11 protein-coding genes are annotated in these 13,255 nt (G+C 69.7%); 5 read left to right on the top strand and 6 right to left on the bottom strand.

What is annotated here, in order from left to right; genetic code table 11:
• Positions 1 to 31: 31 nt before the first annotated feature.
• The 4 genes from ACXJKM_RS26600 to ACXJKM_RS26615 are packed head-to-tail and all read left to right on the top strand — an operon-like array spanning position 32 to position 4,743.
• Positions 32 to 2,107: a putative bifunctional diguanylate cyclase/phosphodiesterase gene (locus ACXJKM_RS26600; RefSeq protein WP_457356180.1), complete on the top strand. Its 2,076-nt coding sequence runs from the start codon at positions 32 to 34 to the stop codon at positions 2,105 to 2,107.
• Positions 2,104 to 3,195 carry a class I SAM-dependent methyltransferase gene (locus ACXJKM_RS26605; RefSeq protein ID WP_457356181.1) on the top strand — a complete coding sequence of 364 codons (1,092 nt, stop codon included), beginning with the start codon at positions 2,104 to 2,106 and terminating at the stop codon, positions 3,193 to 3,195. Before ACXJKM_RS26600 ends, ACXJKM_RS26605 begins: the two co-directional genes overlap by 4 nt.
• A 10-nt stretch (positions 3,196 to 3,205) precedes the next feature.
• The gene (locus tag ACXJKM_RS26610) at positions 3,206 to 3,496 is read left to right on the top strand and encodes a c-type cytochrome (RefSeq protein ID WP_457356182.1); all 291 of its coding nucleotides are present in this window, start codon (positions 3,206 to 3,208) and stop codon (positions 3,494 to 3,496) included.
• Positions 3,493 to 4,743 (top strand): NAD(P)/FAD-dependent oxidoreductase, encoded by a 1,251-nt coding sequence (locus ACXJKM_RS26615; protein ID WP_457356183.1) that lies wholly within the window; start codon positions 3,493 to 3,495, stop codon positions 4,741 to 4,743. Before ACXJKM_RS26610 ends, ACXJKM_RS26615 begins: the two co-directional genes overlap by 4 nt.
• A 258-nt stretch (positions 4,744 to 5,001) precedes the next feature.
• Here ACXJKM_RS26615 and ACXJKM_RS26620 read toward each other — a convergent pair whose 3' ends face one another.
• The 4 genes from ACXJKM_RS26620 to ACXJKM_RS26635 all read right to left on the bottom strand — a co-directional run bounded on the left by ACXJKM_RS26620 (position 5,002) and on the right by ACXJKM_RS26635 (position 10,748).
• Positions 5,002 to 7,560 carry a protein kinase domain-containing protein gene (locus tag ACXJKM_RS26620; RefSeq protein ID WP_457356184.1) on the bottom strand — a complete coding sequence of 853 codons (2,559 nt, stop codon included), beginning with the start codon at positions 7,558 to 7,560 and terminating at the stop codon, positions 5,002 to 5,004.
• 13 nt (positions 7,561 to 7,573) lie between these two features.
• Entirely contained in the window at positions 7,574 to 7,993 is a 420-nt protein-coding gene (locus ACXJKM_RS26625) for a VOC family protein (protein WP_457356185.1), read from the bottom strand.
• A gap of 15 nt (positions 7,994 to 8,008) precedes the next feature.
• Positions 8,009 to 8,428, bottom strand: a complete 420-nt coding sequence (locus ACXJKM_RS26630; protein WP_457356186.1) for an SRPBCC family protein — start codon at positions 8,426 to 8,428, stop codon at positions 8,009 to 8,011.
• Between the two features lie 88 nt (positions 8,429 to 8,516).
• On the bottom strand, positions 8,517 to 10,748 hold the full coding sequence (locus tag ACXJKM_RS26635) for a C1 family peptidase (protein WP_457356187.1): 2,232 nt from the start codon (positions 10,746 to 10,748) through the stop codon (positions 8,517 to 8,519).
• A gap of 77 nt (positions 10,749 to 10,825) precedes the next feature.
• On the opposite strand from ACXJKM_RS26635, the gene ACXJKM_RS26640 reads away from it, so the two are divergent.
• The gene (locus ACXJKM_RS26640; protein WP_457356188.1) at positions 10,826 to 11,806 is read left to right on the top strand and encodes a 2-dehydropantoate 2-reductase; all 981 of its coding nucleotides are present in this window, start codon (positions 10,826 to 10,828) and stop codon (positions 11,804 to 11,806) included.
• Positions 11,807 to 11,809: 3 nt separating this feature from the next.
• On the opposite strand, the gene ACXJKM_RS26645 is transcribed toward ACXJKM_RS26640, so the two are convergent.
• Positions 11,810 to 12,598 carry a substrate-binding periplasmic protein gene (locus ACXJKM_RS26645; protein ID WP_457356189.1) on the bottom strand — a complete coding sequence of 263 codons (789 nt, stop codon included), beginning with the start codon at positions 12,596 to 12,598 and terminating at the stop codon, positions 11,810 to 11,812.
• Positions 12,599 to 12,672: 74 nt separating this feature from the next.
• On the bottom strand, positions 12,673 to 13,242 hold the full coding sequence (locus ACXJKM_RS26650; RefSeq protein ID WP_457325642.1) for an NnrU family protein: 570 nt from the start codon (positions 13,240 to 13,242) through the stop codon (positions 12,673 to 12,675).
• Between the last annotated feature and the right edge of the window lie 13 nt (positions 13,243 to 13,255).

Below are 13,255 nucleotides of genomic sequence, written 5' to 3' on the forward strand. Positions count from 1 at the left end.
CGGGACAGGCCGTAGGCCGAAGGGTGCACCAGTGAGCTCACCCAGGGAACTCGACCTCGAGCGCCAGGCCCTGGACGCGGCGCGCTTTCGCATGCTGGCCGATCATGTGCCGGCTTGGATCGCGCTGTACGGTGCCGCCGACCATCGTTGCCTCTTTGCCAACCGTGGCTATGCCGAGGCCTTCAAGCTGACGCAGGACTCCATCGTCGGCAAGCACTTCAGCGAGATCGTCGGATCCGAGGCCTACGAGCATGTGCGCGTGTCGGTCGAACAACTGGTGCGCGACCTCAAGCCGGTCGTCTACGAGCGCGAGCTGATCCAGCCCGGCGGCAAGCTGTCCTTCCTCGAGATCCACCTGATTCCGCAGTTCGACAGCCAGGGCACGCTGCTGGGCAGCTGGGTCCTGGTCTACGACATCACGCGCCATCGCCTGGCCGAGCGCCGGCTGCGGGAATCGGAGGCCAGGCTCGACAAGTTCATGCAGGCCACGGTGGAGGGCATCCTCTTCCACCGCGACGGCATCATGACCGACGTCAACCAGCCCCTGTGCAAGATGTTGGGCTGGTCGGCGGACGAACTGATCGGCAAGCACGTGCTGTCCTATGTCGACGCCGACGAACTGCCCAAGGTCCGCGAGGTCATGTTGCGAGGGCAGGAGCTTCGCTACGAGACCGCCGTCACGCACTGCAACGGCTCACGCATTCCGGTCGAGCTCATCATGCGCACGATGGAGCGCGACGGCGAGCAGCTGCGCATGGCCGTCGTGCGCGACATCAGCGACCGCCTCGCCAACGAGGCGCGCATCCAGCACCTGGCCCATCACGATGTCCTGACCGGCCTGCTCAACCGCGCGGCCTTCATGGACCGCATGGCCCTGCAGATGCGCCGCGCCGAGCGCAAGGGCGAGATGCTGGCCCTGCTCTTCATCGACCTGGACAACTTCAAGCGCGTCAACGATTCCCTGGGTCATCTCGAGGGCGACCAGGTGCTGACGACGGTGTCCGAGCGCATCGTCGGTGCGCTGCGCGACAGCGACCTCGTCGGCCGCTTCGGTGGCGACGAGTTCATCGTGCTGCTGAGCGACCTGACCAGTCGCGCCGACATCGTCGTCGTGCTGGAGGCCCTGCTGTCGGTCGTCGAAGTGCCCGTCAAGGCCGATGGCCGGGCGCTGTCGGTCACGCCCTCCATCGGCGTGGCCGTCTACCCGGACGATGGCCGGCAGGCGGATGACCTCATCCAGCATGCCGACACGGCCATGTACCTCGCCAAGGCTCGCGGCCGTGCGACCTACCAGTTCTTCGAATCCTCGCTGGCCGAGGCCGCCTATGCCGACATCGTGCTCGAAGCCGAGCTGGCCCAAGGCCTGACGCGCAACGAGTTCGAACTCTTCTTCCAGCCCCAGGTCGAGGCGACGACGGGCCAGCTGTCGGGCGCCGAGGCGCTGCTGCGCTGGCGCCACCCGCGGCGTGGCCTGCTGGCGCCGGACGCTTTCATCTTCGTTGCCGAGCGCCACCGCCTGATGCTCAATCTCGGCGAATGGGTGCTGCGCGAAGCCGCCGCAACGGCACGGCGTTGGCGCGAGAACGGCCTGACCCGCGGCCATGGCGCCATGCGCATTGCCGTCAACCTGTCGCGCATCCAGTTCCATCTCGATGGCTTTGCCGACACGGTCAAGCGCGTGTTGCAGGAATCCGGCGCCGAAGGACAGTGGCTGGAGCTGGAGCTGACTGAGCGCATGCTCATCGATGACATCACGCATGCGCCGGCGACGCTGGCCCAGCTGCGCGCTCTCGGGCTGACGGTGTCGGTCGACGACTTCGGCACCGGCTACACCTCGCTGGCCCACCTGACCGAGCTGCCGCTGGACAAGCTCAAGATCGACCAGGGCTTCGTCGCCCGCTTGCCCGACGATGTCGGTGCCCAGGCCATCACGCGGGCCATCGTGCAGATGGCCGTCGGCCTGGGTCTGACCGTCACGGCCGAAGGCGTGCGCACCGCGGCCCAGTGGCAGCTGCTGGCTGGCTGGGGCTGCCAGCAGTTCCAGGGCGAGCTGGTCGGCGCGCCGATGCCGCTGGCCGAGTTCGAAGCCTGGGTGAAAGCTCGATGAATGGCGCGGTGAAGCTCGCCGACAAGATCCACGCCGAGATCGCCGCAGCCGGCGGCTGGCTGGGCTTCGACCGTTTCATGAGCATGGCCCTGTACGAGCCGGGCCTGGGCTATTACGCCGGCGGCCGGCGCAAGTTCGGCCAGATGCCCAGCGAGGGCTCGGACTTCGTCACGGCACCCGAGATGTCGCCGTTGTTCGGCCGCGCGCTGGCCCGCCAGCTCGCCCAAGCCATGGACGCCAGCGGCTGCCGCGACGTCATCGAGTTCGGTGCCGGCTCGGGTGCACTGGCGGCCCAGTTGATCGCGGAGCTGGATGCATTGGGCGCGGGCCTGGCACGCTACGCAATAGTGGAGCTGTCGGCCGAACTGCGCGAGCGCCAGCGCGAACGCCTTTCGCATTGGAGGGGGCGCGTCGACTGGCTGGACGCGTTGCCCGCCGAACTGGAGGCTGTCGTCATCGGCAACGAGGTGCTGGATGCGATGCCGGTCCAGCTCCTTGCCTTCGACGGCCAGGTCTGGCGCGAGCGCGGCGTGGTCTCGGCGGGCGAGGGCTTTGCCTTTGAAGACCGTGCCAGCATGTTGCGCCCGCCGCTGGAGGCGGGCATGGTGCCGGGCACCGTCACCGAGATCCACCCGCAGAGCGAGGCCTTCGTTGCGACCCTCGCCCGGACCTTGAAACGCGGCGCCGCGTTCTTCATCGACTATGGCTTCCCCGAAGCCGAGTACTACCACCCGCAGCGCCACGGCGGCACGCTGATGTGCCACCAGGGCCACCTGGCCGATGCCGATCCGCTGGTGGCCGTGGGCGACAAGGACATCACGGCCCACGTCAACTTCACCGGCATTGCGCTGGCCGGCCAGGACGCCGGCCTTGTCGTGCTGGGCTACACCAGTCAGGCCAATTTCCTGCTCAACTGCGGCATCGCCGATCTGCTGGCCGGGGCGAGCCTGGGCGAGCGCGCCATGGCCCACCGCCTGCTGGCCGAGCATGAGATGGGCGAGCTGTTCAAGGTGATCGGCTTCGCGCCGCTGAGCGGTACTTTCGATGCGCTCGGATTCAGTCGCGGAGACCGCTCGCACAAACTCTGAGGAGTTGTGAATGAAGGCTTGGTTGCTGCTGTTGCTCTGCGCCCCGGCGCTGGCGCAAGACCTCAATGTCGGCCGCAGCCTTGCGGCCACCTGTGCCAACTGCCATGCCAACAACGGCCGACCACGCAACCAGGCGATACCGCCGCTGGCTGGCATGAAGGCCGACGTGATGCTGGAGCTGCTGGCCGACTACCGCAGCGGCAGGCAGGCCGGCACCGTCATGCCACAGATCGTCAAGGGCTACACCGAGGAGCAGTTGCGCCTGGTTGCCGCCTACTTCGCCGTGCAGGCCAAGCCATGATTGCGCGGCGCCAATTGGTCGTGGCCGGTGGCTTGGCGCTGGCGGGTTGTGCAGCGCCATCGGGCCCGACTGCCCGAGTCGTCGTCGTTGGTGGTGGTTTTGGCGGCGCGACCGCGGCCCGCTATCTGAAGCTCTGGGGTGGCGCGGCGGTCGACGTCACCCTGGTCGAGCGCAACGAGGGCTTCATCTCCTGCCCGATGTCCAACCTCGTCCTCGCCGGTGTGCGCGACCCGCTCAGCATCAGCCATGGCTATGCGGGCCTGGAGGCCCAGGGCGTCAAGCGCGTGCGTGGCGAGGTCGTGGGCATCGACCCCGCGGCCAGGACCCTGCAGCTGGCCGACCGCAGCACCCTGGGCTGGGACCGCTTGATCCTGTCGCCCGGCATCGACTTCATGAACGACGCCGTGCCCGGCCTCGCCGCCGCCTTCGACAGCGGCCGTGCCGTGCATGCCTGGAAGGCTGGCGCCCAGACGCTGGCGCTGCGCCGCCAGCTGCAAGCCCTGCCCGATGGCGGTGTCGTGCTGATGAGCATTCCCAAGGCGCCCTATCGCTGCCCGCCAGGGCCCTATGAGCGGGCCTGCCTGATCGCCTCGTATCTGCGTCGCGCCAAACCGCGCGCCAAGCTGCTGGTGCTGGACGCCAACCCCGAGATTCAGAGCAAGAAGGCGCTGTTCGAGCGCGCCTTTGCGCAACACCATGCCGGCGTGCTCGAGTACCGGCCCAATGCCGAGTTGAAGGAGGTGCTGACCGACGGCACGGCACGCTTCGAGTTCGAGGACGTCAAGGCCGATGTCCTGAACCTGATCCCGCCGCAGCGTGCCGGCGATCTGGCGCGCGACTTTGCCAACGTGAATCGCCGCTGGGTCGGCATCGACTGGCTGACGATGCAGGCGCAGGCCGCGCAGGGCGTGCATGTCGTCGGCGACGCGATCTTCTCGGCGCCGGGCATGCCCAAGTCGGGCCATCTCGCCAACCAGCAGGCCAAGCTCGCGGCGGCGGCCGTGCTGCAGTTGCTCAAGGGTGAGGCGGTGAACCCGGCGCCGGTGGTAATGAACACCTGCTACAGCTTTGTCACGCCGACCGAGGCCATGCATGTGGCTTCCGTCCATCAGTACGACGCGGCAGAAAAGACGATGAAGGCGGTGCCCGGTGCCGGGGGCGTGTCGCCGGCCGCGACGTCGGCCGAGGCTGCGATCGCGCTGGCCTGGGCCGAGAACATCTGGGCCGACACACTGGCGCTTGGCTAGGAGTCTGCGCGGCAGAGGCGTGGCCCGCGTTGAGGCAGGCAGGGGCGCAGRCAAGGCGCGAGGAGGCCGCGGGCTCGCGCCCGCAACGACGAGCAACGCCGCATGCGCCCCTGCCTGCCTCAACCCGAAGGGCCGGGGCGATTTGCGGGGCGCTGCGGCGTTGCCGGCTCGTTGTGGGTCCCGACCCACGCCTCGCCGGCGCCTTGCATCGCCCCGCAACTCGCCCCGGCGCGGGCCGCGCCTCTGCCGCGCAGACTCCTAGGGGAAAAGCCCGCCGAGGTTGCCCAGCGTGGGTGCTGCAGCGCCAGGGCCGCGTGCGCCGGCCAGCGCCGCCCAGGCGGCACGCACGGCAGGGTCGTCGTCACGACCCGCGGCCTGGCGCACCTCCAGCCAGTGGCTGACGAGGTCGAGCGGGTGCCTGTCGGGCAGGCTGGCGGGCCGGGCCTGGCGCGCCTGGGCGAGCAGGGCAGGCGCCTCGGGCGAGCCTTGCAGCACGGCGGTCAGTGCCGCATCCAGGCGCGAGCCCCAGGCATGGACGCGCCCGACGCCGCGCACCTGGCTCAGCAGCTCGGCGCTGCGGGCCAGCTCGCCCCGGGCGCGGGCCAGCCGGCCCTCGACCTTGGCCAGCCGGCTGCCGGGCAGGGCGAGGGCGGGGGACAGCGGCTTGTCGCGCACGTGTTGCACGGCCTCGGCGGCCAGGGCCGGGTTGCCGGCGGCCAGGGCGGCGTCCGCCGCCAGCAGCAGGCAGCGGCCGCGCGGCCCGCCGTCCAGCGCGGCTGCCTCGGTCATCAGCGCGCGCAGGGCATTCAGGTCGGGCTGGCCCAGACGCGCCTGCGCGAGCAGCAGTTCGGCGCGGTAGATCAGCAGCGAGCCCGGGGCCAGGCCGTCGGCACTTGCGCCGTCCAGCAGCGCCTGGCGGGTGCGCACCTCCTGGGCATGGCGGCCCTGCAGCTGCAGCGCCTCGGCCCAGCCGGTGGCGGCCTGCAGCGCGAGGTCGTTGCCGGGGCCGAGCTTGCTGCGGATGTCGGCAAGCAGTGGCGCGGCGCGTGTGTCGATGCCGTCGAACAGCGCGTTCAGCGTCAGCATTGAAATCTCGCTGTGGCGCAGCACAAGCACGGGCAGCGTCAGCCGCGGGTCGGTGCTGGTCCACATCGGCTGCGTCGCCCGCACGAGGTCCAGCGCCTCGGCCAGGCGGCCCTGGCGCTGGCGCAGCACGCCGAGGTTCTGCAGGTAGTCGGCGCGTTCGTAGTCGTCGCCGGGGTGGAGCCTGTCGGTCAGCACGCGCACGCGTTCCAGCGCGCGTTCGGCGTCGTCCAGGCGGCGGACGTGCATGTAGTCGGCGGCCAGGATGAACTGCTGCTGGCGCACCGCCTCGCTGTCGGGGCCGAAACGGCGTGCCAGCGGCGCCGCGATCGGCTCCAGCAGCGCGATGGCCTCGTCGTCGTTGCCCATGATCTGGTGCACCTGGCCCAGGCTCAGCCGGGCCTGCAGCACCGCCGCTTCGTCCTCGCCATGCTGCTGGCGTGCCAGCGCCAGCCATTGCTCGCCCAAGGGCAGGGCATGGTCGAAGCGGTTCAGGGCCATGTAGGTGCGCGACAGCACCTCCAGCAGCCGTTGCCGCGTCGCGGGGTCGTCGGCGAACTCGTCCAGGCGGTCGCGGCTGTCGTCCAGCAGTTCCAGCACCGACGGCATGCGGCCCTGGCGAGGCAGGCTGCCACCGGCGAGCAGCTCGGTGATGAAGCGCGCGACGCTGTCGTTGCGCTGGCGTGCCAACTCGGCCTCGCGCCATTGCCAGCGGCTGGCGGCGATGCCGGCCGTCAAGCTGGCCAGCAGCAGCACCGACAGGCCGGCCAGCAGCGTGTGGCGGCGCAGCAGCAGGGCGGTGCGGTGCCGCAGGCTGAGGCGGCGCCTGGCCATCACGGGGCGCTGGGTCTGCCAGCGCCGCAGGTCCTCGATGAAGGCATGCACGCCGACATAGCGCTCGGCCGGGTTCTTGTGCAGGGCCTTGGCGGCGATGGCCTCGAGGTCGCCGCGGGCGCGCTGCGCGTCGCGCGGGCGTCCGGGGCCGTCCTCGTCCTCGGGCGTGCCCAGCAACGCGGCGAAGCGATGCGGGGGCTGGTGCAGCACTGCGTGTTCCAGCGCCGCGCGGCTGTCGCCACGCGCACCGAAGGGCAGCCGGCCCGTCAGCAGCTCGAAAAGCATGACGCCCAGGGCGAAGACATCCACCGCCGTGCCGGCGTCGCCGCTCTCGATGAGCTCGGGGGCTGCGTAGGCCGGTGTCAGGCCGGCACGGGCCTCGTCCACGGCCTGGCCGGGAGAGGCCGCCAGGCCGAAGTCCAGCAGCTTGGGCAGGCCTGCGGCCGTGATCATCACATTGGCGGGCTTGAGGTCGCGATGCACGACCAGGCGCGCATGGACGTATTCCACCGCCTCGGCCACGCGCAGCAGCAGCGTGACGCGGTCCGCCACGGTGGGGAGCTGGGCGCGCGCATGCTCGGCCAGCGGCAGGCCGTCGACGAGCTCCAGCACCAGGTAGGCGTGGGGCGCCTGCACGCCGGCGTCCAGCAGGGCGGCGACGCCGGTGTGCGTGAGGCGGCCCAGCGCTGCACGCTCGCGCAGGAAGCGCCGCGCGACGGCAGGCGTTGCGCTGTCGCCGTGCAGCAGCTTGATGGCGGCGCTGGCCTGGTAGAGGCCGTCGGCGCGCTCGGCCTCCCAGACCTCGCCGAGGCCGCCGCGGCCGATGCGCCGCCACAGCACCCAGGCACCCAGCCGCAGGCCGGTCAACGTCGCGGCGTCGCCCGCTTCAGCCTGCACCACGCCCGGCGCGGGCTTACCAACTGCCGGTGTTGGCCATCGACGCCCAGGGCTCGGCCGGCGCCAGCGACGGGCCGGCCTGCAGCAGCTCGATGGAAATGCCGTCCGGCGAGCGCACAAAAGCCATGCGGCCATCGCGCGGCGGGCGGTTGATCGTCACGCCGTGGTCCATCAGCTTCTGGCAGGCGGCGTAGATGTTGTCTACGGCGTAGGCCAGGTGGCCGAAGTTGCGGCCACCGGTGTAGCCGGACTCGTCCCAGTTGTGGGTCAACTCGACCTGGGCCGAGTCATCGCCCGGCGCGGCCAGGAAGATGAGGGTGAAGCGGCCGGCCTCATGCTCGCTGCGGCGCAGTTCACGCAGGCCGAGGGCGTCGCAATAGAACTTCAGCGAGGCGTCGAGGTCGCTGACGCGGACCATGGTGTGCAGGTATTTCATGGCCGCGATTGTTCGTCAAAGCGGTGGACCTTTTTCGGCGTGCGCCTTCATCGCCTGCAGCCCGTTCTCGATCATGCCGGCGATGGCCGGCGCCAGTGCATGCGGCAGCAGGTCGGCGACCCACACGACGCGGCAGCGTGAGCTGCCTTCTTCAAAGATCTGCGTCGAGGCGTTGTGGTGGGTCAGCCGCCCGCCCACGGCCGACCAGGCGATGCGGCGGCGGTCGTCGTCGATGTCGACGATGAGTTCGCGCACCGTCATGCCATTGGCGAAGCGGAGCTCGCGGGCCTGTTCATCACTCGTATTGCCGTCCATCCGGCACTCGGTGATGAAGGTGGGCGCGAGGCGGGTGTGCAGGGCGCCGGGGTCGCGCATCGCGTCCCAGAGCACGGCGGCGGGTGTGTCGACAACGATTTCGCGGTGGATGGAGGCCATGGCCGTCTCCTGAAGTGATGGCTCATGGTGGCCGCTTGTCCAGCCCTGCGCCGGCCGGAACCGGACATCTCCAACCGTCGCCAGTGCGTCAGTAGTCCAGCCACTCTATCGGGGCGACGAGGGCGTCGCCGCGGATGCGCTCCAGCGTGCCGGTCAGGACGTCGATGTTGTTGTCGAAGCTGCCGTGGCTGGCATCGATCTGGTCACCGGCCTTGGTCGTGCGGACCTTGGGTGTCGTGACGCGGTTCAGCAGGGTGCCGCCGGGCCAGAGCTTGAGCCAGGCGGCAACATCGCCATTCGGCGGGCCGGTCCACTGGTCGTCCAGCCACGCCGCGTCCGGCGGCACGAGGGCGCGTTCCATGCCGAGCAGCGGCTGCTTGCGGATGTCGTCCAGCGCGCGCGACACGAGGTAGAGCAGGGACTTGCCGTAGATGTCGCGCTCGGCGTTGGGCAGGCCGTCGGCGCGCTCGTTGGCATCGGTCAGCACGTGCAGGCGCAGGCGGTCCAGCGACAGCACGCCAGCCTGGCCGGCCGCACCGTAGTGCTGCACGGCGAAGCCGCTGGAGCAGGCGGCGGCGTAAAGCTCGCAGCTGGCGGCCTGCACGACGTTGGCACCACCCAGGCGGCCGAGCAGATGGCCGATCAGGATGGAGCCGGCGGAATGACCGATGAGATGGATTTCCAGCGTCTTGCCGCTCTTGGCCAGCCCGTCACGCAGCTCGCGCAGCATGCGGGCGGCCAGGTCCAGCACATGGTCGGCCGTCGCGCCGCCTTCAGCGTTTTCGCGCATCTCGCTCCAGATGCCGCGCGCGAACTGGCGGCCGACGGCCTCGATGGCGCGGTCCTTGGCCTCGGCGGCGACCTCACGCAGGCGGTCCAGCGTGCCGGTACTGACGTCGGCCGAGTCGACGATGCGGTGCTTGAGATCCTCAAGCATGTCCGTCAGCGTCTCGCCGGGGCCTGTCTTCCACGTGAAGAACAGCGGGTAGATGCCGTTGGCCAGGAAGTAGGGCGCCATCACGCGGATGCGCTGGACGGAGCCGATCTCCGAATTCAACCCGCCATGGGCGTAGATGGCGAGCTTGACGGTCTTGCCTTTGCTGGCCTTGAACCAGGCCGCGGGGCGCTCGACGACGATCTCGCGCGCCAGGCCTTCGCGGTCGTCGCGGGCACGGGTGAAGTCGGTCGCCATCAGCTGGCCGTCGTTGCCCGAGACCAGAGTGTGGGTGTAGGCCTCGTCGGTGCGCAATGGCTGGTAGGGCTTGTGGGCGAAGACGTGGTTGATGGGCCAGGGGTCATCGCGCGGGTTGTCATCGACACGCAGCGTCGCGCCAACGTCCGACAGGCCGCGGCCGGCCATGGCGCGAAACCCGCCGGCCACGCGCGCGGCCTTGGCGCCTCTTGCCGTCTTGGCTGCCACGGCTTGGCGGCTCTTGATGTCCGACAGGTCCTGGGGCACGCCCAGGGCCACGGCCCAGGCATCGGTGCCGTTGGTGATCCAGTCCTCGTAGCTGAGGATGGCGAAGCCGCTGGCACCCCAGCCCGTGCCCCAGCTGTTCTGCACGACGAAGCCGCGCTCGTTGTAGCCCACCAGCGCAAAGGCGTGCCCACCGGTCTTGCGGGCCATGCGCTCGATGCGCGGCAGCTTGTCGTGGCTGGCCGGCATGGGCGATTCGTCAAGCGTCCAACCGTCGTGCACGTCGCCCGAGACATAAATGGCGCCGATCTCGTAGATGGCCGCCTGCATGTCGACGACGCTCTTCTTGTCGACGCGGTAGTAGACGCCGAGCGCCCGCGTCGTCGCGTCATCGTCCCAGCCCGCCGCGGGGCGCTCGAAGATGCCGTTGCCCTTCTTGTCCAGCGGATAGGGCCACAGCTTGAAGGAGCAGACGCCGTGCTTGTGCCAGCCCTTGAGGGCGCCGCGGCAGGACGAGCCCTCGTAGTCCTGGCCGGGCCATTCGTCGTAGAGCTTGGCCAGCTCGTAGAACATGCGCGGGCTGACGGTTTCGGGCTGCGTGCGGCTGCGCGGCGCGTCGAGGTGGCGCAGCCAGTAGAGGTAGTTGGTCACGCAGGCCAGGCCGAAGCCGGTGCAGGCGCCTTCATTGCCCTGGTTGAGGATGCGGCCAGCTTTCACGTAGGCGGGCAGCAGTCGTTTCAGGTCGCTGTCCATCGGCCAGCGCGGCGGCAGGGAGCGCAGCGGCGAGCGGTAGACAAGATCGCGCAGGTCCAGGCGATCGGGGCGTGCGTCCAGTTTGGGCGCGGCAACGGCATTGGCGGCGGCTTTCTTGGCGGTGGCGGGCTTGCGGGTCTTGGTGGCCATGGTGGTCTCCTCGGGAGGACGGCGGATGATGGCCGCAGCCTTTCGCACGGACAAGTCCGCATGCGAGACTGATCCCCATGTTTAAGGTCTGTATCGTCGGCCTGGGGGCCATCGGCGGCTGGATGGCCGCGCATCTGCAACGCGTCGAAGGCGTGGCCGTCAGCGCTCTGGCCCGCGGCGACACGCTGGCGGCCGTGCGTGAGCAAGGCCTGCGGCTGGACAGTGGCGAGGACAGCCGGCATGCGCCGCTGCGCGTGACCGGCGACGCCGCCGAGCTCGGCCTGCAGGACCTGGTCATCCTCGCCGTCAAGGGCCCGGCCATCGCCGGCGTCGCGGCCCAGGTCGCCCAGCTTTGCGGGCCGGACACGCGCGTGCTCACGGCGCTGAACGGCCTGCCATGGTGGTTCACGGCCGGCTTGCCCGTGCAGGGGCTGACGCTGAAATGCGTGGACCCCGATGGCCGCATCGCCGCGCTGATCCCGCCCCAGCGCGTCATCGGCTGCGTCGTTCATGCCAGCTGCGCGCTGCGCGGCCCGGGCTGGGTCCACCACGTGATGGGCAACGGCCTGCTGATCGGCGAGGCCACGGGCGGCACGAGCCCGGCCGTCGATGCGCTGGTCGCGCTGCTCGGCGACGCCGGCTTCGAGGCCAAGGCGGCCGAGAGCATCCAGCGTGACGCCTGGTACAAGCTCTGGGGCAATATGACGACCAACCCGGTCTCGGCGCTGACCCGCGCCACGACGGACCGCATCCTGGACGACGACCTCGTGCGCGAGTTCACGACGGCCATCATGGCGGAGGCCGCCGAGGTCGGTGAAGGCATGGGCTGCCCGATCGCCCAGACGCCGCAGGACCGGCACACCATCACGCGCTCGCTCGGGGCGTTCAAGACCTCGATGCTGCAGGACATCGAGGCGGGGCGGCCTATCGAGACCGACGCATTGCTGGCGGCGCCGCGGGAGCTGGCGCAGCAGCTGGGCGTGGCAACGCCGATGCTGGATGCGTTGCTGGGGTTGACGAGGTTGATGGACGCATGCCGCGGCCAGTCGGCCGCCTGAGGTTCAGTAGGGCAGCTTGCCTGCGTGGCGCTTCCAGTGGCGCGCCACTTCACCCTTGCGCGTGGCCTCGGCGAAGGCGGCATCCAGGCGTGGCAGCAGCTCCGCCGCCGCGCTCCCCCGTGCGGCGACCACATGGAAGGCCGGTGGTGAGACGTCCGACAGCGGCGCATGGGCCAGCCCCGGCGTGGCCAGGTGGTCGACCTTGCCGAGCTCCCATTGCTCGATGACTTCGATCTCTTCGACAAAGTAGTCGCAGCGGCCGAGCAGCAGTTTCTCGATCAGCTGCTGGTAGTTGCGCGCCCCCTGGTCCAGGTCACCCGGGCCCAGGCCGTAGTGGGCATAAGTTGAACCGTTCTTGCCACAGCCGCGCCAGCGCTTCAGCCCGGCGCGGTCGGAAATCTGCAAGGGCTGCGCCTTGCGGAAGAAGACCTGGGGCGTGAACGTCTTGTAGGGCTTGGAGAAGGCCAGCGTCTTGCCGCGCTCGTCGTCGTAATAGGCCGCGAGCGCGAAATCGATCTCGCCGGACGCGACGGCCCGCAGGCAGCGCTTGAACGGCAGGTCGCCGATCAACTTGAGCTCGACACCGAGCTTGGCAAACAGCGGCGGCCAGAGATCGACGAGGAAGCCGTTCAGCTGCTGCGGCAGGCCCGGCGTGCGGTACAGCCAGGGCGGCCCGATGCCGGGTTCGCCACAGGCGGTGAGGGGCTTGGCCTGGGTGTCTGTGGCGTTGGCGACGGTTGCCGTCAGGGCCAGAAGGCAGGCCCAAAAGCGCATCCAAGAGCGGCGGGTCATCTACCTTCGAGTCTATGCGTACCGCTGCGCGCGCAGGACCTCGCCGAGGACCTAGGTTCATGGGCGTGCGCCGCCTACCCCAACGGTGCGATGCCCAGCCAGGCCGCGTGCGCCCAGAAGGCGAAGAAGGCCCACAGCGCGACGCCGACGGCGATGGTGGCCGCCGTGCCGGCCACCGTGCCAGCGGCCGGCACCGGCCCTGGCCGACGCCGCGCGGCGCGAAAGACCAGAATGGCCCAGACGAGGAAGCTGCCGAACAGCATCACGTCGGCCAGCGTGTTGTTGGCGATCAGGTGAGCAAAGGCCCAGACCTTGACCGACAGCGTCATCGGATGTTGCAGCTTGGCCTTGATGTGATTGCGCGGCACATAGGCTGCGGCCATCAGGATCATGGCGACGAGCATCAGCGATGCGGCCGCGTGGTTCATGCCGTGGATGGGCGGCCACAACACGATGGGATTGAGACGCGCTTGCGAGAAGCCCCAGAGGATCAGCCCGAAGCCGATGAGGGAGACCAGGGTGTAGAGGCCCTTCCAGCCCTTCTCGCCGAGCCGCGCCATTTGCGCGTCGCGCCATTGCGGCGCCAGCGCGCGAATCAGGTGGATGCCGAGAAAGAGGGCGAGGCCGAGGGCAAGCCAGGTCATCGTGGTCTCCAGT

The sequence above is a fragment of the Roseateles sp. P5_D6 genome (assembly GCF_054049415.1).